Here is a 19,965-nt window from a genome sequence, read left to right as displayed (position 1 = left end):
CCTGAGCGCCCCGACCGGCTCCTGAGCGCCGGCCGGCCACCAAGCCCCCAAGGAGAACCCCATGCACCTCGACCACGGTGTCACCTACCCGCACCGCCACACCCACAGCGCCGAACCGGTCCGCCCCGACGGCACCCGGCGCGCCCTGCGCATCGGACTCGGCGGACCCGTCGGCTCCGGCAAGACCGCCACCGTCGCCGCCCTGTGCCGCGCCCTGCGCGCCGAACTGTCCATGGCCGTCGTGACCAACGACATCTACACGCGTGAGGACGCCGAGTTCCTGCTCCGCGAGGCCGTCCTGCCCCCCGAGCGGATCGCCGCCGTCGAGACCGGGGCCTGTCCGCACACCGCCATCCGCGACGACATCTCCGCCAACCTGGAGGCCGTCGAGGAACTGGAGGACGCCTTCCGGCAGAGCGGCCCGCTCGACCTGATCCTCGTCGAGTCGGGCGGGGACAACCTGACCGCCACCTTCTCCCGGGGTCTCGTCGACGCCCAGATCTTCGTCATCGACGTGGCCGGCGGGGACGACATCCCGCGCAAGGGCGGCCCCGGCGTCACCACCGCCGACCTCCTCGTCGTCAACAAGACCGACCTCGCCCCCCACGTCGGCTCCGACCTCGGCCGGATGGCCCGCGACGCCGCCGAGCAGCGCGGTGAACTGCCCGTCGCCTTCCAGTCGCTGCGCAGCCCCGAGGGCGTGGCCCCGGTGGCCGCCTGGGTGCGCGAGCGGATCGCCGCCTGGGCCGTACGGTGACCGGCGCGCCTCCCGTCACCCTGCCCCCGGCGGGCCTGCGGGCCACCGCCCGCATCCGCGCCGTCGCCGACGGGCGGGGCGGGACCGCGCTGCCGCTGCTCGCCGGGGAAGGGCCGCTCGCCCTGCGCCGCACCCGGGGGACCGCCACCGAGGCCGGGGTCATGCTGGTCGGCGCCATGAGCGCCCCGCTGGGCGGGGACCACCTCACCGTCGAGGCCGCCGCCGGACCCGGAGCGCACCTCGCCCTCGCCTCGGCGGCGGCGACCCTCGCGCTGCCCGGCCGGGGCGGCGAGCCCGCACGGTACGACGTACACCTGACCCTGGAGGACGGCGCGTCGGTGCGGTGGCTGCCGGAGCCGCTGGTCTCCGTGCGCGGCAGCGACCTGCGGGTGCGGACGCGGGTCCAACTGGCGCCGACCGCGCACCTGGTGCTGCGCGAGGAACAGGTCCTCGGACGCTGGGGGGAGGACCCGGGCCTGCTGCGCAGCCGGCTCACCGCCACCCGCGGCGGGCGGCCGCTCCTGGACCAGGAGCTCGCCTGCGGCCCCGGCGCGCCCGGTGGCTGGGACGGCCCGGCCGGACTCGCCGGGCACCGGGCGCTCGGCCAACTCCTGGTCGTCGACCCCGCCTTCGCCCAGGCCCCGCCCCCGGCGGCGGTGCTGGGGGAGTTCGCCGTGGCCACGCCGCTGGCCGGCCCGGCCGTCCTCGTGACGGCCATGGCCCCGGACGCCCTGCGGCTGCGGGAGCTGCTGGACGTGGCCGAACGCACCTACGGCCCGTCGCCGCAGGGGTAGTTCCGGGACGAAACAGACACCGCTCAGCGGTACTCACGTCTCCGGTTATCGGGTTGGCAAAGAAGTGGACCCTGCTCTGTTGCCGGGTGACGGTAAGGCGCAAGGATCCCCCTGCACGCCGACGACCGAAGACCGACCAATCCGGCCGCCCACGGCGGCGACTGACGCAGGGGGAACAACCACGTGATACGCAACGCGGCGCTGGGGAGCGCCGCCACACTGATCACCGGCACGCTGGCGGCGGGCCTGATGCTCGCGCCGTCCGCCTCGGCGGCCTCGGCCGGCCGTGACAACGGGGCCGCGGAGGCGGTGGGCGTCCAGATCGCCGCCGCCCGCGCCGCCCGCACCGGGATCGAGTGGAAGGACTGCCCCGCGGACTGGGGCTTCGAAAAGCCCATCCAGTGCGGATGGGTGAAGGTCCCGCTCGACTACACCAAGCCGTTCGGCAAGACCATCGAGCTCGCCGTCGACCGCATCGGCAGCACGGGCACCAAGGAGGAGCGCCAGGGCGCGCTCGTCTACAACCCCGGCGGCCCCGGCGGCTCCGGCATGCGCTTCCCGCGCCGGGTCACCACCAAGAGCCCGCTGTGGGTCAACGCCTCCAAGGCGTACGACTTCGTGGGCTTCGACCCCCGCGGCGTCGGCCACTCCGCGCCCATCTCCTGCATCGACCCGCAGGAGTTCGTCAAGGCGCCCAAGGCCGACCCGGTCCCGGACAGCGAGGCCGACAAGCGCGCCCAGCGCAAGCTCGCCGCGGAGTACGCGGACGGCTGCAAGGAGCGCAGCGGCGAGATGCTGCCGCACATGACCACGCCGAACACCGCGCGTGACCTCGACGTCATCCGCGCCGCCCTCGGCGAGCAGAAGCTGAACTTCCTCGGCGTCTCCTACGGCACCTACATCGGCGGGGTCTACGCGACCCTCTTCCCGACGCACGTGCGCCGCATGATCGTCGACAGCGTGGTCAACCCGGAGCAGGACAACATCTGGTACGAGGCCAACCTCGGCCAGGACGTCGCCTTCCAGACCCGCTGGAACGACTGGCAGGACTGGGTCGCCAAGAACGACGCGGTCTTCCACCTCGGCGACTCCCGCGCCAAGGTCGAGGCCAAGTACCAGGAGCTGCGCGCCAAGGCCAAGGCCAACCCGATCGGCGGGGTCGTCGGCCCGGCCGAGCTCATCGGCTTCTTCCAGGGCGCTCCGTACTACGACTCCTCGTGGGTGCCCGTCGCCCAGACCTTCGCCGCCTGGGCGGCCGGTGACGAGAAGGCGCTCGTCGACGCCATCGCCCCGGACATGTCGGACACCAAGGGCAACGCGGCGTCCGAGAACGGCAACGCCGTCTACACCGCGGTCGAGTGCGCCGACGCCAAGTGGCCGACCAGCTGGGCCAAGTGGGACCGGGACAACTCCAAGCTGCACCAGAAGTACCCGTTCCTGACCTGGTCCAACGCGTGGATGAACCTGCCCTGCGCGACCTGGAAGTCGAAGCAGAGCAGCCCGATCGAGGTCGGTGCCAAGCGCGGTCTGGCGCCGGTGCTGATCGTCCAGTCCGAGCGTGACGCGGCCACGCCGTACGACGGCGCGGTCGAGCTGCACCGCCGCCTGGCCGGTTCGCGTCTCATCACCGAGCAGAACGCCGGCTCGCACGGCGTCACCAGCCTGGTGAACCCCTGCATCAACACGCGGGTCGACACCTACCTGCTGACCGGCAAGGTCGACGCCAAGGACGTGAAGTGCGCCCGGCACGCCACTCCGGTCGCCCCCGCCCCGGTCGCCGCGAAGTCCCTCGACCACGGCGCGGGTGCCGACTACCCGGCGCGCGAGGAGCTCCCGGCCGTCCGCTAGGACCGGTCCGTCAGGACCCGGGAAACATCACGGGAGAAGGCTCAGCGCGACCTGCGCCGGGCCTTCTTCCGTTCCTCCTCTTCCTCGGCCTTGACCTCGGCCGCGTACCGGTCGACGTACTCCTGGCCGGACAGTCCGAGGATCGCGTACATGATCTCGTCGGTGACGGCCCGCAGGACGGCGCGCTCGCCCTCCAGCCCCGCGTACCGGGAGAAGTCCATCGGCTCGCCGAAGCGGATCGTCACCCGCCGGATCTTCGGGATCTTCTGCCCGGGCGGCTGGATCTCGAACGTGCCGACCATCGCGCACGGTACGACGGGCACCCCGGCCCCCAGGGCCATCGCGGCCACGCCCACCTTGCCCTTGTACAGCCGCCCGTCGTGCGAGCGCGTGCCCTCCGGGTAGATGCCCAGCAGCTCGTCCTTGGCGAGCACCCCGAGCCCCTCGCGCAGGGCCGCCCGCCCCGCGTCCTTCCCGGAGCGGTCCACGGGGATCTGCCCGGCGCTGCGGAAGAACGCGGCGGTGAGCCGCCCCTTGAGCCCGGGGCCGGTGAAGTACTCGGCCTTCGCGAGGAAGGTGATCCGCCGCTTGAGGATCGCGGGCATCAGGAAATGGTCCGAGAAGGACAGATGGTTGCCCGCGATGATCGCGGCCCCCTCCGCCGGGATGTTCTCCAGGCCTTCGATCCGCGGCCTGAACAGCAGCCTGAGCAGCGGACCGAGCAGTACGTGCTTGAGCAAGTGGTAGAACACCAGGCCGCTCCCGTCGATGTCCCGTTGTCACGGTCATCGTACGGACAGTCAGGGCGGGTCCGGCAGATCGAGGACGGCCTTGATCGCACACTGTCTTGATCGCATACCGTCTTGATCGAACAGGGCCTCGGTCAAGAGCTGCGGGAGGCGGCCATCCCGGCGGTCAGCAGTCCCAGCACGACCCAGCCGAACCACAGCCAGCCGTTGCTGCCGAGGACCACGGAATACGTGGCGACGGCCACCAGGGCGGCGAAGGTCATCACGGCCATCGCCTTAACGGATCCGGTCATGCCCCATGGTGACGCGCGAAGGCGGTACTCCGCTACTGGCCACGCGCTCGGAGGGAGGCGAGATACGCGTTGTACGCCGCCAGCTCCTGGTCGCCGTTGCGGTCCTCGGCCCGGTCGGAGCGCTTCGCCGCCCGCTGCTCGGAGTGGTACCACTGGTAGACCAGGGCGATCAGCACCAGCACCGACGGGATCTCGCTGAAGGCCCAGGCGATGCCGCCGCCCCACTGCTGGTCGAGCAGCGCGTCGACGCCGAGGGAGGACGGCGGGTTCTCGTACGTCTTGATCATCGGCTGGCTGGCCATCATCAGGGCGATGCCGAAGAAGGCGTGGAAGGGCATGCCGGCGAAGAGCTCCAGCATCCGCATCACGTAGCCGGGGCGGTGCGGGCCCGGGTCCACGCCCATGATCGGCCAGAAGAAGATCAGGCCGACGGCGAGGAAGTGCACCATCATCGCGATGTGCCCGGCCTGGGACTCCATCAGGAAGTCGAAGAGCGGGGTGAAGTACAGGCCGTAGAGGCTGGCGATGAACATGGGGATCGTGAAGGCCGGGTGGGTGATGATCCGCATGTAGCGGCTGTGCAGCAGCATCAGCAGGAGCTCGCGCGGCCCCTTGTGGCCGCGCGCGGCGGGCGGCAACGCGCGCAGTGCCAGGGTCACCGGGGCGCCGAGGAGCAGCAGGATCGGCGTGACCATGCTGATCACCATGTGCTGGACCATGTGCACGCTGAACATGACCATGCCGTAGTCGTTCAGCTTGGTGCACATCACCAAGGCCACGGTCAGCACACCCGACGTGAAGGCGATGGTCCGGCCCAGCGGCCAGGCGTCCCCGCGTGCTCGCAGCCGCAGCACGCCCCACCCGTACAGGGCGAGCCCCAGCAGGGAGCCGAAGAGGAAGAAGGCGTCGAAGGAGAACTCCAGCCCGCGCCCGAGAGTGAACGGCGGCAGGTCCATGTTCATGTCCATGCCGTGCCCGCTGTGGTCCATCTGTTCACTCCCTTGACTGTGGCGCTGCACCACAGTAATGCCGCCCCCGGTCGCTCCTGCGCGCGGGGGCGGCACTAACGGGCATACGGTCACAGAACCGTCTGAGCCTCGTCGTAGCGCTCGGCCGGGACGGTCTTGAGGGTCGAGGTCGCCTCGGCGAGCGGGACCATCACGATGTCCGTGCCGCGCAGCGCCGTGAGCATGCCGAACTCGCCGCGGTGGGCGGCCTCCACGGCGTGCCAGCCGAAGCGGGTCGCGAGGACCCGGTCGTACGCGGTGGGTGTGCCGCCGCGCTGCACGTGGCCCAGGATCACCGGCCGGGCCTCCTTGCCCAGGCGCTGTTCCAGTTCCACGGCGAGCGTGTTGCCGATGCCGGCGAACCGCTCGTGTCCGTAGATGTCGGTTCCGCCCTGCTCGAAGTTCATCGAGCCGGGGCGGGGCTTGGCGCCCTCGGCGACCACGACGATCGCGAACCGCTTGCCCGCGGAGAAGCGCTCGCCGACGATCGCCGTCAGCTCGTCGATGTCGAAGGGGCGCTCCGGCACGACGATCGCGTGCGCGCCGGCCGCCATGCCCGAGTGCAGGGCGATCCACCCGGTGTGGCGGCCCATGACCTCCACGACCATCACGCGCTGGTGGGACTCGGCGGTGGTCTTGAGCCGGTCCAGCGCCTCCGTGGCGACGCCGACGGCGGTGTCGAAGCCGAAGGTGACGTCGGTGGACGCGATGTCGTTGTCGATGGTCTTGGGGACACCGACGATCGGCAGACCGGCCTGCGAGAGCAGGTTCGCCGCCTTCAGGGTGCCCTCGCCGCCGATCGGGATGATCGCGTCGAGACCGAGGTCCGCGACGTGGCCGCGGGCGCGCTCCACGCCGTCACGCAGATGCGCGGGCTGGACCCGGGAGGAGCCGAGGATGGTGCCGCCGCGGGCGAGGATGCCGCCGACGGCGTCGAGGTCGAGCTTGCGGTAATCCGCCTCCAGGAGGCCCTTCCAGCCGTCGTGGAAGCCGATCACCTCGTCGCCGTGGTCGACGACGGCGCGGTGCACGACGGAGCGGATGACGGCATTGAGGCCGGGGCAGTCGCCACCGGAAGTGAGCACACCTATGCGCATGGCAGGAAAGACCTTTGCAACGTGGGCCGACGACCGGACCACGTCGTCCGGTTGGAACTACACGTCACCCTACAAGCGGAACGAGGGTCGCTGAACCATCCTCCACATGCTGGTCCCGAACGTGGTGCGAACGCACGTCGGCCCGGTTCCCACCAGGGGAATCCGGGCCGAAAGTCTGGTGTCGTGCCGCCTACGCGGGCTGCGTCGCCGCAGCGATGCGCTCGGCTCGCAGCGCCTCGTACCACCGGTCGTCTATGGCCGGCAGCGCGTTGACGTCGAGGGCCAGCTTCAGCAGCAGGTCCGCGATCTGCGGGTTGCGGGCCATCACGGGGCCGTGCATGTAGGTGCCGAACACGGTGTCGTTGTAGGCGCCTTCGGTGCCGTCGCCGGTGCCGTTGCCCCGGCCCATGCTCACCCGGGCGAACGGCCGCGCCGTCGGGCCGAGGTGGGTGACGCCCTGGTGGTTCTCGAAGCCCGTCAGCTGCGGCAGGCCCAGGCGCGGGTCGATGTCGGCGAGGACGTCGCCGACGCACCGCTCGCCCTCACCGCGCACGGTGACGACGTCCAGCAGGCCCAGGCCCTCCTGGCGCTGGCCCATGTCGTTGACGAACTCCTTGCCGAGGATCTGGTACCCGGCGCAGACGGAGAAGACGATCGCCCCGTTGGAGACGGCCCGCTCCAGACCGCCGTCGCGCAGCAGGCGCTCGGCCGCCAGCCGCTGCGGCCGGTCCTCACCGCCGCCGATCAGGTAGATGTCGCCCGAAGTGGGGATCGGCTGGTCGCTGCGCACGTCCACGCGCTGGACGTCCAGGCCGCGCTGGCGCGCCCGGCGCTCCACCACGAGGGCGTTGCCCTGGTCTCCGTACGTGCTGAGCAGGTCCGGGTAGACCCACACCAGACGCAGGCTGTTGTCGCTCATGCTCTTGTCCTCTGCGGTTCTGACGGGGCTAGTTGCCGACGCGGCGGCGCACGTCCTGGAAGGCGGTGTAGTTCGCGATCAGCTCGATCTGTCCGGGCGGCGCGAGCTGCACGGCCTCGTCGAGGGTCTCGCACACCCGGAAGTCCAGGCCGGCGACCTCGAGGCGGACCGCGAGGTCCAGCTTGCGGTCACCGATCACGAAGATCGGGTGGCCGGCCAGGCGCGGGTAGTCCACGTCCCACAGCCAGGAGGTGTCGGTGCCGTCGGCGCCGCGCGCGTTCACCGAGAGGATCACCGGGGTGGGCGGCGGGTCGATCAGAGAAAACGTTTCGAGCCAGCCCGCCGGGTTCTTCGCGAGCAGCAGCCGCAGCTCACGGCCCTGGAAGTTCACGACGTCGTAGCGGCCGGCGACGGCCTGCACCTGGTACATCCGCTCCAGCGCCACCTGCGGCGGGACGCCGAAGACGGCGGCCACGGCGGCCGAGGTGGCGGCGTTGGCCTTGTTGGCGCGGCCCGGCAGCTGGAGGTGGATCGGCCAGGCCGAGCCGTGGGGGTCCAGGACGTGGTCGCCGGAGAGCACCCAGGTCGGCACCGGGCGGCGGAAGCCGCACTCGCCGCAGAACCAGTCGTCGCCCGGGCGCTGCATGACACCGCCGCAGGAGGGGCACGACCAGGCGTCGTCCTTCCACTCCTGGCCGGCCGCGACCCACACCACGTTCTGGGAGGAGGAGGCGGACCAGACGATCAGCGGGTCGTCGCAGTTCGCGACGATGACCGCCTTGGAGCCCGACAGGCCCTCGCGCCACTTCTCCGCGAGCATGCGCGTCTCGGCGGCGCGGTCCAGCTGGTCGCGGGAGAGGTTCAGCAGGGCGATCACCTTGGGGGTGACGTCCCGGGCCACCCCGGCCAGGTACTTCTCGTCGACCTCGATGACGCCGTACTTGGCGTCCGAGCCGCCCGCCAGTGCCGAGGTGATGCCTGCCGGCATGTTCGCGCCCAGCGCGTTGGAGACGACCGGACCGCTGGCCCGCAGGGCCTCCGCGATCAGCCGGGTCGTCGTGGTCTTGCCGTTCGTCGCGGAGACGAGGACGACGTCGAGATGCTGCGCGAGCGCTCCGAGGAGATCGGGGTCGAGTTTGAGTGCGACCTTGCCACCGATCACCGATCCGCTTCCGCGTCCCGCGGCCCGCGACACCGCCGCCGCGGCCTTGCCCGCCGTCACGGCCAGCTTGGCCCGCGGCGAAAGCGGCTCTGTGTTGCCTGCCATCGTCCCTTGTCCTCCTTGCGTCGGTCGGCCCCAGCCTATCCAGTACCTGCCGGGGCCTTGACCGCGGCGCCCCCCCGCCACGGCAGATCTCCTCATATATTCGCCCGTCGTAGGCTTACGGCCATGCGACAGCGCCCCATCCCCGGCACCACCGGCCTCGTCCGCACCATGAGCCTCCTGGGCGATCCGGTGCTCCATTCCGCTTGCGCGGAGGTCACCGAATTCGGTCCGGTCCTCGACCGGCTCATCGAGGACATGTTCGCGACGATGTACGCCGCCGAGGGCGTCGGCCTCGCCGCGAACCAGATCGGGGTCGGGCAGCGGGTGTTCGTCTACGACTGCCCCGACGACGAGGACGTCCGGCACGTCGGGCACATCGTCAACCCGCGCCTGGTGGCGGCCGACGGGGACGAGTTCCTCGGTCCCGAGGGCTGCCTCTCGCTGCCCGGGCTGGAGGCGGGTACCGCGCGCTTCGACCGCACGGTCGTCGAAGGGGTCACCTCCGACGGGGCGCCGGTACGGATCGAGGGCACCGGATTCTTCGCGCGGTGCTTGCAGCACGAGTGCGACCACCTCGCGGGCACGGTCTACGCGGACCGGGTCACGGGCCTGCGCGCGCGCAGGCTCCGGCGCGCGATCCGCAAGACGCCGTGGGGTGCCGCGGCGCCGCGCGGTTAGCCAGGTCGCCTCGGCGCGGGTCAGAAGCCCGGGCCGTCCGCGCGGTTGCCCGCCGTGCCCAGGCGGCCCCAGAGGAGGTCGGTGAGGCCCGTGACCAGTTCCGCGCGCTCGCAGGGGCGTTCGCCGAGCCACCAGTCGCCGGCCGCGTGCATCATGCCGACGATGCCGTGACCCCAGACGCGGGCCAGGCGTTCGCCGCCCGGGCCCAGGTCCACGCGCTCGCCGATCACCTCGGCCAGCTCCTCGCCGAGGCGGCGCAGCAGCGGGGCCGAGTGCAGGCCGACGTCGAAGCCCCGTTCGGCGCTCTGGGAGTCCTCGGCCGGGTGCATCAGGAAGCGGTAGACCTGCGGGCGGGCCTCGATGGCGGCGAGGTAGGTGTCGAGAGTGGCCTCCACCCGGCGGCGCCGCTCGGCGGGGGCGTCGAGCGCGGCCCGCAGCGAGCCGAGCAGGGCGTCGGTGTGCCGGACGGCGAGCGCTTGGTAGAGGCCCGCCTTGTCGCCGAAGTGCCGGTAGAGGATCGGCTTCGTGATGCCGGCCTCCGCCGCGATCGCGTTCATGGAGGCCTTGGGGCCGTCCCTGAGCACGACCCGGTCGGCGGCTTCGAGCAGCTCCCGGCGCCGTCGCTCGGCCGCTCCCGGCTCGCCTGCCTGCTGCGTGGTCTCCATGATGTGTTTTCTCTCCCCGCCCTTGCGATGTGCGTGACGCCCACGCAACGTAACACCCCGCACACCCGGTCGATCGAAGCGGCGGCGGCCTCCACGGCGGCACGGCCCGCGCTTGACACTGCTTACTGACCGGTAACAGACTGTGGCCTCGTGTTGGTTACCGCTAGTAACCCATGCATAGACCAGTACAGACAGGTGGAGGGGACATGGCGGAGTTCACCATGGAGCTGGGCGACGACCAGAAGCAGGTGCGGGACTGGATCCACGGCTTCGCCGCCGACGTGATCCGGCCCGCGGCCGCGGAATGGGACGAGCGCGAAGAGACTCCCTGGCCCGTCATCCAGGAGGCCGCGAAGGTCGGCATCTACTCGCTGGACTTCTACGCCCAGCAGTTCTTCGACCCCACCGGCCTCGGCGTCCCGATGGCGATGGAGGAGCTCTTCTGGGGCGACGCGGGCATCGCCCTGTCGATCGTCGGTACCGGGCTCGCGGCCATCGGCGTCGTCGCCAACGGCACCGAGGAGCAGATCGGCACCTGGATCCCGCAGATGTACGGCGACCAGAACGACGTGAAGGTCGCCGCCTTCTGCTCCTCCGAGCCGGACGCGGGCTCCGACGTCGGCGCCATGCGCACCCGGGCCGTCTACGACCAGGCCAAGGACGAGTGGGTGCTCAACGGCACCAAGACCTGGGCGACCAACGGCGGCATAGCCAACGTCCACATCGTCGTCGCCGTCGTCGACCCGGAGCTCGGCACCAAGGGGCACGCCTCCTTCATCGTGCCGCCGGGCACCCCGGGCCTCTCCCAGGGCCAGAAGTTCAAGAAGCACGGCATCCGCGCCTCGCACACCGCCGAGGTGGTGCTGGAGGACGTACGGGTCCCCGGGTCCTGCCTGCTCGGCGGCAAGGAGAAGCTGGACGAGCGGCTCGCCAGGGCCCACGAGCGGGCGCGCAGCGGGGGCGGCGAGCGCGTGAAGAACGCGGCCATGGCCACCTTCGAGGCGTCCCGTCCGGCGGTCGGCGCCATGGCGGTCGGCACGGCGCGGGCCGCGTACGAGGTCGCGCTCGACTACGCCAAGACGCGCACGCAGTTCGGCCGCCCGATCATCGACAACCAGGGCGTGGCCTTCCAGCTCGCCGACATGCGGACGCAGATCGACGCGGCCCGGCTGCTGGTGTGGCGGGCGTCCTGGATGGCGGTCGCGGGCCGGCCGTTCACCTCGGCCGAGGGCTCGATGTCCAAGCTCTACGCGAGCGAGGTCGCGAAGAAGGTGACCGCCCAGGCACTCCAGATCCTCGGCGGCAACGGTTACACCCGCGAGTACCCGGTGGAGCGCATGCACCGCGACAGCGCGATCTACACGATCTTCGAGGGGACCAGCGAGATCCAGCGGCTGGTGATCGCCCGCACGATCTCCGACATGCCGATCCGCTAGACCGCGGCGCCGCGCCGGTGGCGCCGGGGCCCGGGGACGGGCCTCAGCGCCACGGCGCGAGGCAGAGGGGCGCGGCCTCCAGGCTGCGCTCGGAGACGCTGATCAGCTCGCCTTCCGCGCAGGTCGCGCCGGGGGTGTCCAACCGCTTGGTGATCCGGTACCTGGCCAGCGCGGAATCGCAGCTCTCGACGACCAGCTCCTCGGTGCGGAAGCGGTCCGCGTCCTGCACGCACGTGCCCACGGCGAGCTTCCTCGGGCCGCTGTCGTCGCCCGCCAGCAGGCCGATCAGGATCAGGGCGGGGAACGCGAGGATCACGGCGAGCAGCGGGACGAGGCCGGCCAGCGCCACCGGGCGCCGCCACAGCGGCCTGCCCGGGTCGAGCGGGGGCATGGCGCCGCCCACCGGCGGACCGAGCTTGCGCAGCCTTCCCCACGGGGCGAGGTTGGTCAGCAGGGTGACCGGCGTGATGAACACGGAAAGCGGGCCCCACCAGCCCTGCCACAGGGTCTTCGCGGACATGTCGCGGACGACGGCGAGCCCGCAGTCGCGGCAGAACGGCCCCTTGCGGCTGAGGAACCGCATCAGCACGATCATGCCCTGATGGCCGTGGACCGTCGTCTCCGCGACGGGCAGCGCCCCGCAGACCCGGCAGCCGTAGGCCCCCTGCTCCGGCGTGAGGCGGGCGTACGGGCCCCCGGGCTGGTGCGGAACGTACGGGCCCGCCTGCCACGGTGGCGGCTGCTGCTGCCAGTACGGGCCCTGCTGCGGCGGTGGCGGGGTGGCCACGGAGATCCCCCTCGTTCTCGCGGTGATCACCGGCGTGGTGACGGCTCGAACCCTAACCCGCCGCCTACGGGCGCAGAATGCCGCGCAGGGCGCGGGAGAAGACGAACCGGCCGGCCGCGGCGACCACCGGGTCGAGCAGGCGGGGGAGCCCGCGCAGGCGCAGCTCCTCGGTCCAGACGATCTCCGTGCCGCCGCCCGGAAGCGGGCGGATCGCGATCTCCGCCCAGCCCAGGACGGCGCGTCCGTGCTTGACGAGCCTCACCAGCCCGCCCGAGTCCCCGTCGGGCGGGTTCCAGAGCACGACCTCCATCGGATCGTCGAATGTGATCCTGCCCACACCCGTGCGCGCCGTGAAGAGCGTTCCGGCGCGCGTCGGGGGCTCCGTGACGATGATCGTCCGGGTGAAGGGGACCTGCGAGCCGTGGCGCTCCCAGTCCGTCAGCCTCAGCCAGGTCTCGGCCGCCGGCAAATGGGTACGGTGAACAAACCGGATACCGGGCATGAGCGCATGGTAATCGGGCATACACACCCTGAACTGGACCGCGAATATGGGTTCCGTCCGGGGGTGGCGATCAGCAATACTCACCGCCACCGTGGATCGCGGATTCGACCGGGTGACCACCGGCTCTCCCGCCCCACATTGCGAGGAGGTGCGCCGATGTGCTCCCACCAGCCCCCCTGTCCTGCCGTAGACAGCGCAGACCACGATGCCGCCCGTACCGTGGCCTTCCATCCCGAACAGGGCTGGAGCCTGCTGTGCAACGGCGCCGTCGTCTTCGACGACACCGGTGAACTGCTCCCCGACGGCCGTGCGGTGGAACCCCGCCGCCCGGTCCTGGTCTGAGCGAGGAGGCAGCATGCGCCAGCAGCTGATCCGCAAGCCCGTCCCCAAGCCCGCCCCCCGAGACCTGGATCTGCGCACACCGTCGGGCAGACCCCTCCCGTACTGACGGGAGCCCAGGATTTAGCAAGCCGTCCACCGGCTGCCGGTCAGCCGGTGGACGCCGCCGCGCCGCCCCGGAACGCCGCCTCGAAGGCGGCGTCGCCGATCGCCGCCCTGGCCTGCCGCTCGCCCTGGTCCCGCAGGGCCATCAGCGAGGGCGCGCCGCCCATCTGCGGCCGGCCGACCGTGCGCCACCAGGCGTGCCCGGTGCCCAGCAGCCGCGCCGCCAGCTCCCCGTCACCCAGCCCCGCCACCGCCGCGGCCAGCAGGTCCAGGCCCAGCGCGATGCCGAAGCGGTCGCCGAGCAGCCGTTTGCCGGACAGCATGGCCCGCACGTGCCGGGCCGCCTCCCCGTGGTCGCCCAGGCCCAGTGCGGCCACCGCCAACACGTAGTCGGCGTACGCCCGCAGCCAGCGCTCGCCCAGCTCCGCGCAGGTCTCCCGCAGGGACCGCGCCTCCTCGGCGGCCTCCTCGAAGCGCCCGAGGTCGCACAGGGCGTAGCCGCTGGCCAGCTTGCACAGGAGCCAGCCCGGGCCGCTGGGCCGCCCGCCGTGGCCCGCCCGGGCCCGTGGACCGCCCAGCGCGAGGGCCCGTACGGGGTCGCCCGGCATCAGCACCGACGCCGCCTGCAAGTAGGCCGCGCGCAGCTCCTGTTCGGGGTCCGCGAGCGGGGCCGCGCCCCGGGCGCACTCCTCGCCGGTCCGGCGGGCCGTGTCCATGTCGCCCTGGAGCAGCGCGGTCAGCCCGAGGGCCCACACGGCCTGGTTGTGGGCGGCGCCCGCTGCCGGGGCGGCGTGCAGCGCCCGTTCCAGGAAGCCGCGGCCCTCGTGCACGTGTCCGCACGCGAACCAGTAGAACCACAGCGTCCCGGCCATCTCCAGTGCCGCTGCCGGGTCGTTGCCCAGCAGGTGCTCTAGGGCCGTACGCAGCTGAGCGTGCTCGGCGGTCATCCTGCGGTACCAGTCCACCTGCCCGGGGCCGAGCCAGCCCCGCTCGGCGGCCTGGGTGAGGGCCCCGTACCAGTGGGCGTGCCGGTCGGCGACGATCCGCCGCTCGCCGAGCTCGCCCAGCCAGTCGTGCCCGTACTCGCGGATCGTGTCCAGCATCCGGTAGCGGGCTCCGCCGCCCCGCTCCTCGGTGCGCCGGACCACCGACTTGGTGACCAGGCCCGCCAGCACCCGCTCCACCCGCGAGGCGGGCAGCGGACCGCCCGCGCACACGGCCCGGGCGGCGGCGATGTCGAAGTCCCCGGTGAAGACGGAGAGCCGGGCCCACAACAGCCGTTCCAGCGGCTCGCACAGCTCGTGGCTCCAGCCGATCGTGGTCCGCATCGTCTGGTGCCGGGGCAGCATGACGGCCCGGGTGTCGGCGAGCATGTCGAAGCGCTCGCCGATCCGCTCCGCCATCTGCTCCAGGGTCCACAGCCGCATCCGGGCGCCGGCCAGTTCCAGGGCGAGCGGGATCCCGTCGAGGCGGCGGCAGAGCTCGGCCGCGACCGCGGTCCGGCCGGCGTCCTCGAAGGCGGCCGACGCCTGCGGGGTCGCGGCGAGGGCGCGGGCGCGGAAGAGGGTGAGGGCGTCACTGTCGGGCCCCTCGCAGGGCAGCGGGCGGATCTCGACGACCTCCTCGCCGGGGGAGCCGAGCGGCTCCCGGGAGGTGATCAGGACCGTCAGCCCGGGGGCGGACTGCAGGAGTTCACCCACCAGGTGGCGGCAGGCTGCCACCAGGTGCTCGCAGGTGTCCAGGACGAGGAGGAGTTCCTTGTCGGCCATCCACGCGCACAGCTCCTCGTCGAGGGAGCGCGCGGAGTGGTCGGCGAGGCCGACGGCGTGGGCGACGGCCGTGGCGAGCAGGGCGGGGTCGCGCAGCGGCGACAGCTCGACCCACCCCACGCCGTCCCGCCGGTCCCGGCAGGCCGCGGCGGTGGCCCGCAGGGCGAGCCGGGACTTGCCGACACCGCCCACGCCGGTGAGTGTGACCAGCCTGTGCTCGCGCAACAGGCCGTCGAGAAGGCCGAGTTCGCGCTCCCGGCCGACGAAGCTCGCCGATTCCGGCGGCAGGTTTCCCGGCACGCCGCCGGAGTCTGACGCACCGCCGCCGCCTGCGGAATCTGGCTGATTGTTGTTGACCGAGTACTCACCGAACACGGGAGTATTGTGCGCGATCTCCGTACCCGGCCGTGCTGTTCAGGCCAGATCGTTGCCGGATTTCACGCTATGAGGGTGACTGTCCGCTCCGCAGAGAAAGCGCCCCAGTTGCCGTCGGGCAGCCGGGCGCGCAGTTTGACCGCCCACACGGTACCGGCGGGCTCGGTCACCGTGATCCGGTGCTCCGCACGTCCGCTGGGGACCGCACCCGTGCCGAACTGGATGACGGTGGTGGGCCGTCCGTTGACGTACAGCTCGTACTCGCTGGTCTCGCGCCCGGTTTCCGGGGCGGTCCAGGTGAGCGTGACCGCGCCGGGGGAGGCGGTCGCCGTGAACCCGGCGGGTGCGGTGCCCGGTCCGTCACCGGAGGCGGGCGGGGTGGTCACGTCCACCGCCGGGCCGTCGGGGGAGGAGTTGTCCGCCCCGTCGCGGGCCCGCACGGTGAACGTGTAGACGGTGTCGGGCTGGAGGCCGCTCAGCGCGGTGCCGGTCTCCCCGGGGCCGGCGGTGTGGATCCGGACGCCGCCCTGGTAGACGTCGTACGCCGTCACGCCCGTGTCGTCCGTGGCGGCGGACCAGGACACCCAGGCGGCACGGGGCCCGGTGGCCCGGGCCGTGGTGGCGGCCGGGGCGGTGGGCGCCAGACGGTCCTCGGCGGACGCGGCCGGGGTGGTCGCCCGTACGGCCGGACCCGTCCCGGAGAGGTTCCCGGCGGCGTCCTCGGCGCGGACCGTGAAGGCGTAGCCGGTCTGCGGAGTGAGGCCGGTGATGTCCACCATGGTCTTGCCGGCCGGGAGTTCGCGGACCAGGCGGCCGGACTCGAAGACCTGGTAGCCGGTCACCCCGTCGCGCTCGGCGGCCTCTTCCCACATGACGTGCACGGTCGTGGCGCTGCCGGGCTGTGCGGTGAGCCCGGCGGGTGCGGGCGGGGCCTCGGTGTCGGGCGCGGTGCACGCCGCCAGTCCGGCGAGGCCCAGGCACAGCCCGAGGGCCAGGCGCGGGCCGCGGGCCAGGCGGGGAGCGAGGGTCGGGGCGGTGCGTCGCACGGGGTGCCATCCTCCGCTTCCTCGTAAAGGTCTAGACATATATGGCACGGGGGCCGCGGGCCCGGCAAGACCCCTGCCGTGCCCGGTTCGGCTTCTTCCGATCACGTCCGGCACGCGCCCGGTACGACAACCCGGCCGTACGACCCGCTGGAACGGGATCGTCAAGGACCGTCCGTCCGTCACGGACGGTCAACACCCGTACGGAGGACACGTCTTTCGCCCGCCGGTACCCCCGCCTGCGCCACCATGGCGCCGAGTAAGGAGGTTTCGATGGTGATTTCCCTCTCCGTGGTCGTCCTGCTCTTCATCCTCGCCTGGATCTTCGTGCGCAGCGGCGGGCTCAAGTTCTCGCACGCCCTCGTGTGCGTACTGCTCGGCTTCTACCTCGCGAGCAGCAGCATGGCCGCGGCCATCCACGACAGTCTGACGGCCACCGCGAACGCGGTCTCCAGTCTCAACCCCTAGGGATCGTTGATCGACTGTTGCGCCCTCGTGAATCATCCGGCTCTTCCATGGACTCCTCGGGCAGTGCGATCTAGCGTCTGGCGGCGGTGCGATGTCAGACGTGGTGTCAATAGAACCCGCAGAGAAACGGAGGAGGTCCCGGATGTTCCGAAGAGCGCTGAACTGCGCTGTGGTCCCGGTCGTCGCCGCGTTCACGGTGATGTACGGAGTCTCGCCGGCCCAGGCCGACGAGATACCCAAGGCCCCCGGCCACCGCCTGGTCAGCCACTACGACGGCAGCCCCGCGCCGGCCGCACCGCTGCCCGGCGAGGCGCCGCCGCAGCACCCCTTCCTCGCGCCCAACGGCCGCAGCGGCATGCACTCCGACGCGGCCGGCAGTGCCACGTCCCCTTGGAGCGGGCCGCTCGGCAAGAACCCCCGGGTGACCAGCGAGAAGATCGCCGCCCTCGGCGGGGAATGCGCCACCGCCACCTTCGACGCGGGCGGCCGGCTCGTCACGGTGTGCGGCACCTTCTCGGGCTTCAAGGCCAAGCTCCTGGAGCCCCGTACGCTCGCCACGCTCGCGGAGTACCAGCTCCCGCAGCGTTCTTCCACGGTCGAGGCGATCACCTCGCTCGACTTCGCGAAGATCTTCAAGGACACTTCGGGCGGCGCCTACTTCTACCTGGACGACCAGGACCGGGCGGTGCTGGCCGACTCCCGCCAGCACGTCCTGCGCCTCGCCCACAGCCAGAACGCCGACGGCAGCTGGAAGTTCACCGTCGACAACGACTGGGACCTCACCGGCCAGGTCCCGCACGACTGCGTCAGCTGGACCAACCTGTGGCCCAGCGGCACCTGTGACCCCGTCACCTCCGTCATGCCCGACTGGAACGGCCGCATCTGGTGGGTCACCCGCCAGGGCCGCGTCGGCACCGTGGACCCGGCGACCTCGCGGATCCGCTCCGTCCGGCTCGACGGCGAGGAGATCCAGAACTCCTTCTCGGTCGCCGAGGACGGCGTCTCCATCGTCACCGACCACGCGCTCTACAGCTTCCGCGCCGCCGCCGACGGCACCCCCGAGGCACAGTGGCGCCAGACGTACGACCGCGGCACCGGGACCAAGCCCGGCTCCGTGAACCAGGGTTCGGGCACCACCCCGGACCTCTTCGGCAACGGCTACGTCGCGATCACCGACAACGCCGACGACCGGATGAACGTCCTGGTCTACAAGCGGGGCGTGGACGTGCCCGCGGACCGGCGGCTGGTCTGCAAGGTGCCGGTGTTCGGCCCCGGCGCCTCGACCACAGACAACTCCCTGATCACCTGGGGCAACAGCATCGTCGTCGAGAACAACTACGGCTACGAGAACCCCACGACCCTGCTGCTGGGCAAGTCCGTCGTCGGCGGGGTGGCCCGCATCGACGTCCGCGCCGACGGCAGCGGCTGCGACACGGTGTGGGAGAGCGCGATCCGCTCGCCCTCCGTCGTCCCGAAGCTCTCCACCGGGAACGGGCTGCTCTACTTCTACGAGAAGGAGCCCAGCTTCTGGGGCATCGACGCCTGGTACCTCACCGCGGTGGACTTCCGTACCGGCGAGCGCCGCTGGCGGCAGCTGACGGGCACCGGCGCGCTGTACGACAACAACTGGGCCCCGATCACCCTCGGGCCCGACGGTACCGCGTACGTCGGCGTCTTCAACGGCATCGTCGCGGTCCGCGACGGCGGCTGATCCCGGCCGGACGATCGCCTCGGCCCAGGCCCTCCCCGGGGAGCCGAGCCCCCGTCGTCACGGCGGGGGCTCACTCCTCGGGCCGCCACAGCGGGTGCTCGCGCGCGGCCCACGACCGCCCGACCGAGCCCGTGCGCATGCCGCGCCGAGCCTCCGGATCGGCCAGGGCCTTGCCGATGTGCCCGGCGAGCACGATGCCGAGGGCCAGGGCCAGCCAGTCGTGGACGAAGGTGGCGGCGGTCCGCCAGACCAGCGGGGCGAGGCCGGTGAACCACATCAGGAGCCCGGTGCCGAGCATCACCAGGACCGCCCCGGCCAGCCAGCCCGCGTACACCTTCTGCCCGGCGTTGAACTTCCCGGCGGGCCGCGGCCCCGTGCGGTCCCGGCGCAGCGCGGCCCGCAGCCACTGGCGGTCGTGCGGCCCGAAGCGGTTCAGCCGGCGCAGGTCGGCGCGGAAGGCGGGGGAGGCGAGGCCCAGCAGGAAGGGCAGCGGGAGCAGCAGCCCGGACCACTCGTGCACGGTGACGACCAGGTGCCGGCGGCCCACCAGTTCGGCGAGCGGCGGCAGGTAGAGGCAGGCGGCGCCCGCCACGCACACCAGGGCGAGCGCGGCCGTGGACCGGTGGACCAGGCGCTCGGCGCGGCTGAAGCGGCGCACGCGCGCGGCCCGTTCAGACGGTGGGGGCATCGTCACGTCCGTTCGAGCGGCCGACCCACGCGTCGACGTCGTAGCCCAGGAGCTCCCAGTAGCCCGGCTCGACCTTCTCGGTGAGGGTGATCCCGGAGAGCCACTTGGCCGACTTGTAGAAGTACATCGGGGCGACGTACAGCCGCACCGGTCCGCCGTGGCTGTGGCCCAGCGGCCGGTCCTGCATCCGCAGGGCGACCAGGACGTCGTCGCGGCGGGCCTGCGGGAGGGTGAGGCTCTCGGTGTAGGTGCCGTCGAAGCAGTCGAAGCGGATGGCCCGGGCCTCGGGTCGTACCCCGGCGGCGTCGAGCAGCCGCGAGAGCGGCACCCCCTCGAAAGCGGTACCCGGGACCCGCCAGCCGGTCACGCACTGCACGTCCCGGACCACCCGGGTCTGCGGGAGCGCCCGCAGCGCGTCGAGGGTGTACTCCACCGGGCGGTCGACGAGCCCGCCGACCGTGAGGCGGTAGTCCTCCGGGCCCCGCTCGGGAACGGACGAGGCGACCGAGTAGTAGCGGAACCCGCCGCCGTTCGGCAGCAGCCCGCTGATCCCGGTGGGGTCCTTGTCGGCGACGCTCTCGAAGCCGTGCTGGAGGTAGGGGGCGGTGACGAGCCCGGCCGCGCCGAGGCCGAGCATCCCCAGGACCAGCCGGCGCCCGACCGGGGTG

At 72.1% G+C, this 19,965-nt stretch carries 21 protein-coding genes; 8 read left to right on the top strand and 13 right to left on the bottom strand.

Annotated features, from left to right (window positions below; genetic code table 11):
- Positions 1-61: 61 nt before the first annotated feature.
- The 3 genes from ureG (at position 62) to OG429_RS07415 (ending at position 3,399) form a co-directional block, all read left to right on the top strand.
- On the top strand, positions 62-757 hold the full coding sequence (ureG, locus tag OG429_RS07425; RefSeq protein WP_328924500.1) for an urease accessory protein UreG: 696 nt from the start codon (positions 62-64) through the stop codon (positions 755-757).
- Positions 754-1,551 carry an urease accessory protein UreD gene (locus OG429_RS07420; protein WP_328924499.1) on the top strand — a complete coding sequence of 266 codons (798 nt, stop codon included), beginning with the start codon at positions 754-756 and terminating at the stop codon, positions 1,549-1,551. Before ureG ends, OG429_RS07420 begins: the two co-directional genes overlap by 4 nt.
- Before the next feature lie 249 nt (positions 1,552-1,800).
- Positions 1,801-3,399, top strand: a complete 1,599-nt coding sequence (locus OG429_RS07415; RefSeq protein ID WP_328930188.1) for an alpha/beta hydrolase — start codon at positions 1,801-1,803, stop codon at positions 3,397-3,399.
- Positions 3,400-3,440: 41 nt separating this feature from the next.
- Here the strand turns inward: OG429_RS07415 and OG429_RS07410 are convergent, their stop codons facing one another.
- The 6 genes from OG429_RS07410 to OG429_RS07385 all read right to left on the bottom strand — a co-directional run bounded on the left by OG429_RS07410 (position 3,441) and on the right by OG429_RS07385 (position 8,731).
- Entirely contained in the window at positions 3,441-4,151 is a 711-nt protein-coding gene (locus OG429_RS07410) for a lysophospholipid acyltransferase family protein (protein ID WP_328924498.1), read from the bottom strand.
- 131 nt (positions 4,152-4,282) lie between these two features.
- Entirely contained in the window at positions 4,283-4,441 is a 159-nt protein-coding gene (locus OG429_RS07405) for a hypothetical protein (protein ID WP_030660429.1), read from the bottom strand.
- A gap of 32 nt (positions 4,442-4,473) precedes the next feature.
- On the bottom strand, positions 4,474-5,430 hold the full coding sequence (locus tag OG429_RS07400; RefSeq protein WP_328924497.1) for a cytochrome c oxidase assembly protein: 957 nt from the start codon (positions 5,428-5,430) through the stop codon (positions 4,474-4,476).
- Between the two features lie 89 nt (positions 5,431-5,519).
- Positions 5,520-6,545 (bottom strand): 6-phosphofructokinase, encoded by a 1,026-nt coding sequence (locus OG429_RS07395; protein WP_328924496.1) that lies wholly within the window; start codon positions 6,543-6,545, stop codon positions 5,520-5,522.
- A gap of 190 nt (positions 6,546-6,735) precedes the next feature.
- On the bottom strand, positions 6,736-7,464 hold the full coding sequence (locus OG429_RS07390) for a type 1 glutamine amidotransferase (protein WP_328924495.1): 729 nt from the start codon (positions 7,462-7,464) through the stop codon (positions 6,736-6,738).
- 28 nt (positions 7,465-7,492) lie between these two features.
- Entirely contained in the window at positions 7,493-8,731 is a 1,239-nt protein-coding gene (locus tag OG429_RS07385; RefSeq protein ID WP_328924494.1) for a MurT ligase domain-containing protein, read from the bottom strand.
- Positions 8,732-8,854: 123 nt separating this feature from the next.
- On the opposite strand from OG429_RS07385, the gene def reads away from it, so the two are divergent.
- Positions 8,855-9,409, top strand: a complete 555-nt coding sequence (def, locus tag OG429_RS07380; protein ID WP_328924493.1) for a peptide deformylase — start codon at positions 8,855-8,857, stop codon at positions 9,407-9,409.
- A gap of 20 nt (positions 9,410-9,429) precedes the next feature.
- Here the strand turns inward: def and OG429_RS07375 are convergent, their stop codons facing one another.
- Positions 9,430-10,074: a TetR family transcriptional regulator gene (locus OG429_RS07375; RefSeq protein WP_328924492.1), complete on the bottom strand. Its 645-nt coding sequence runs from the start codon at positions 10,072-10,074 to the stop codon at positions 9,430-9,432.
- A gap of 206 nt (positions 10,075-10,280) precedes the next feature.
- Between OG429_RS07375 and OG429_RS07370 the strand changes: the two genes are divergently transcribed.
- Entirely contained in the window at positions 10,281-11,510 is a 1,230-nt protein-coding gene (locus OG429_RS07370) for an acyl-CoA dehydrogenase family protein (RefSeq protein ID WP_328924491.1), read from the top strand.
- A gap of 43 nt (positions 11,511-11,553) precedes the next feature.
- Here OG429_RS07370 and OG429_RS07365 read toward each other — a convergent pair whose 3' ends face one another.
- The gene (locus tag OG429_RS07365) at positions 11,554-12,297 is read right to left on the bottom strand and encodes an LppU/SCO3897 family protein (RefSeq protein ID WP_328924490.1); all 744 of its coding nucleotides are present in this window, start codon (positions 12,295-12,297) and stop codon (positions 11,554-11,556) included.
- Positions 12,298-12,361: 64 nt separating this feature from the next.
- The gene (locus OG429_RS07360; protein WP_328924489.1) at positions 12,362-12,799 is read right to left on the bottom strand and encodes an SRPBCC family protein; all 438 of its coding nucleotides are present in this window, start codon (positions 12,797-12,799) and stop codon (positions 12,362-12,364) included.
- A 156-nt stretch (positions 12,800-12,955) separates the two neighbouring features.
- On the opposite strand from OG429_RS07360, the gene OG429_RS07355 reads away from it, so the two are divergent.
- A complete protein-coding gene (locus tag OG429_RS07355) occupies positions 12,956-13,141 on the top strand; it encodes a DUF5999 family protein (RefSeq protein WP_328924488.1) in 186 nt (61 codons plus the stop codon).
- 146 nt (positions 13,142-13,287) lie between these two features.
- Here the strand turns inward: OG429_RS07355 and OG429_RS07350 are convergent, their stop codons facing one another.
- A complete protein-coding gene (locus OG429_RS07350) occupies positions 13,288-15,312 on the bottom strand; it encodes an ATP-binding protein (RefSeq protein ID WP_328924487.1) in 2,025 nt (674 codons plus the stop codon).
- Between the two features lie 137 nt (positions 15,313-15,449).
- Positions 15,450-16,433, bottom strand: a complete 984-nt coding sequence (locus OG429_RS07345; protein ID WP_328924486.1) for a fibronectin type III domain-containing protein — start codon at positions 16,431-16,433, stop codon at positions 15,450-15,452.
- Between the two features lie 270 nt (positions 16,434-16,703).
- Here OG429_RS07345 and OG429_RS07340 point away from each other — a divergent pair, with 270 nt between their 5' ends.
- On the top strand, positions 16,704-16,898 hold the full coding sequence (locus OG429_RS07340; protein WP_328924485.1) for a hypothetical protein: 195 nt from the start codon (positions 16,704-16,706) through the stop codon (positions 16,896-16,898).
- Positions 16,899-17,040: 142 nt separating this feature from the next.
- Positions 17,041-18,609 carry a hypothetical protein gene (locus tag OG429_RS07335; protein ID WP_405680316.1) on the top strand — a complete coding sequence of 523 codons (1,569 nt, stop codon included), beginning with the start codon at positions 17,041-17,043 and terminating at the stop codon, positions 18,607-18,609.
- Between the two features lie 70 nt (positions 18,610-18,679).
- Here the strand turns inward: OG429_RS07335 and OG429_RS07330 are convergent, their stop codons facing one another.
- Both OG429_RS07330 and OG429_RS07325 read right to left on the bottom strand, forming a co-directional pair.
- Positions 18,680-19,297 (bottom strand): cytochrome b/b6 domain-containing protein, encoded by a 618-nt coding sequence (locus OG429_RS07330; protein WP_328924484.1) that lies wholly within the window; start codon positions 19,295-19,297, stop codon positions 18,680-18,682.
- A complete protein-coding gene (locus OG429_RS07325; RefSeq protein ID WP_328930186.1) occupies positions 19,281-19,934 on the bottom strand; it encodes a molybdopterin-dependent oxidoreductase in 654 nt (217 codons plus the stop codon). The genes OG429_RS07330 and OG429_RS07325 overlap by 17 nt, the downstream gene beginning before the upstream one ends.
- Between the last annotated feature and the right edge of the window lie 31 nt (positions 19,935-19,965).

It is taken from the genome of Streptomyces sp. NBC_00190 (assembly GCF_036203305.1).
GTDB lineage: Bacteria > Actinomycetota > Actinomycetes > Streptomycetales > Streptomycetaceae > Streptomyces.
Note: the sequence above shows the minus strand (reverse complement) of the source record. Positions and strands in the feature narration are given on the sequence as shown.

Bases quoted from the DNA above. Each gene is read 5' to 3' on its own strand.
- ureG (WP_328924500.1), top strand. From the start codon at position 62: ATGCACCTCGACCACGGTGTCACCTACCCGCACCGCCACACCCACAGC.
- OG429_RS07415 (WP_328930188.1), top strand. From the start codon at position 1,801: ATGCTCGCGCCGTCCGCCTCGGCGGCCTCGGCCGGCCGTGACAACGGG.
- OG429_RS07405 (WP_030660429.1), bottom strand. From the start codon at position 4,441: ATGACCGGATCCGTTAAGGCGATGGCCGTGATGACCTTCGCCGCCCTG.
- OG429_RS07400 (WP_328924497.1), bottom strand. From the start codon at position 5,430: ATGGACCACAGCGGGCACGGCATGGACATGAACATGGACCTGCCGCCG.
- OG429_RS07395 (WP_328924496.1), bottom strand. From the start codon at position 6,545: ATGCGCATAGGTGTGCTCACTTCCGGTGGCGACTGCCCCGGCCTCAAT.
- OG429_RS07390 (WP_328924495.1), bottom strand. From the start codon at position 7,464: ATGAGCGACAACAGCCTGCGTCTGGTGTGGGTCTACCCGGACCTGCTC.
- OG429_RS07385 (WP_328924494.1), bottom strand. From the start codon at position 8,731: ATGGCAGGCAACACAGAGCCGCTTTCGCCGCGGGCCAAGCTGGCCGTG.
- def (WP_328924493.1), top strand. From the start codon at position 8,855: ATGCGACAGCGCCCCATCCCCGGCACCACCGGCCTCGTCCGCACCATG.
- OG429_RS07375 (WP_328924492.1), bottom strand. From the start codon at position 10,074: ATGGAGACCACGCAGCAGGCAGGCGAGCCGGGAGCGGCCGAGCGACGG.
- OG429_RS07370 (WP_328924491.1), top strand. From the start codon at position 10,281: ATGGCGGAGTTCACCATGGAGCTGGGCGACGACCAGAAGCAGGTGCGG.
- OG429_RS07360 (WP_328924489.1), bottom strand. From the start codon at position 12,799: ATGCCCGGTATCCGGTTTGTTCACCGTACCCATTTGCCGGCGGCCGAG.
- OG429_RS07355 (WP_328924488.1), top strand. From the start codon at position 12,956: ATGTGCTCCCACCAGCCCCCCTGTCCTGCCGTAGACAGCGCAGACCAC.
- OG429_RS07340 (WP_328924485.1), top strand. From the start codon at position 16,704: ATGGTGATTTCCCTCTCCGTGGTCGTCCTGCTCTTCATCCTCGCCTGG.
- OG429_RS07335 (WP_405680316.1), top strand. From the start codon at position 17,041: ATGTTCCGAAGAGCGCTGAACTGCGCTGTGGTCCCGGTCGTCGCCGCG.
- OG429_RS07330 (WP_328924484.1), bottom strand. From the start codon at position 19,297: ATGCCCCCACCGTCTGAACGGGCCGCGCGCGTGCGCCGCTTCAGCCGC.
- OG429_RS07325 (WP_328930186.1), bottom strand. From the start codon at position 19,934: ATGCTCGGCCTCGGCGCGGCCGGGCTCGTCACCGCCCCCTACCTCCAG.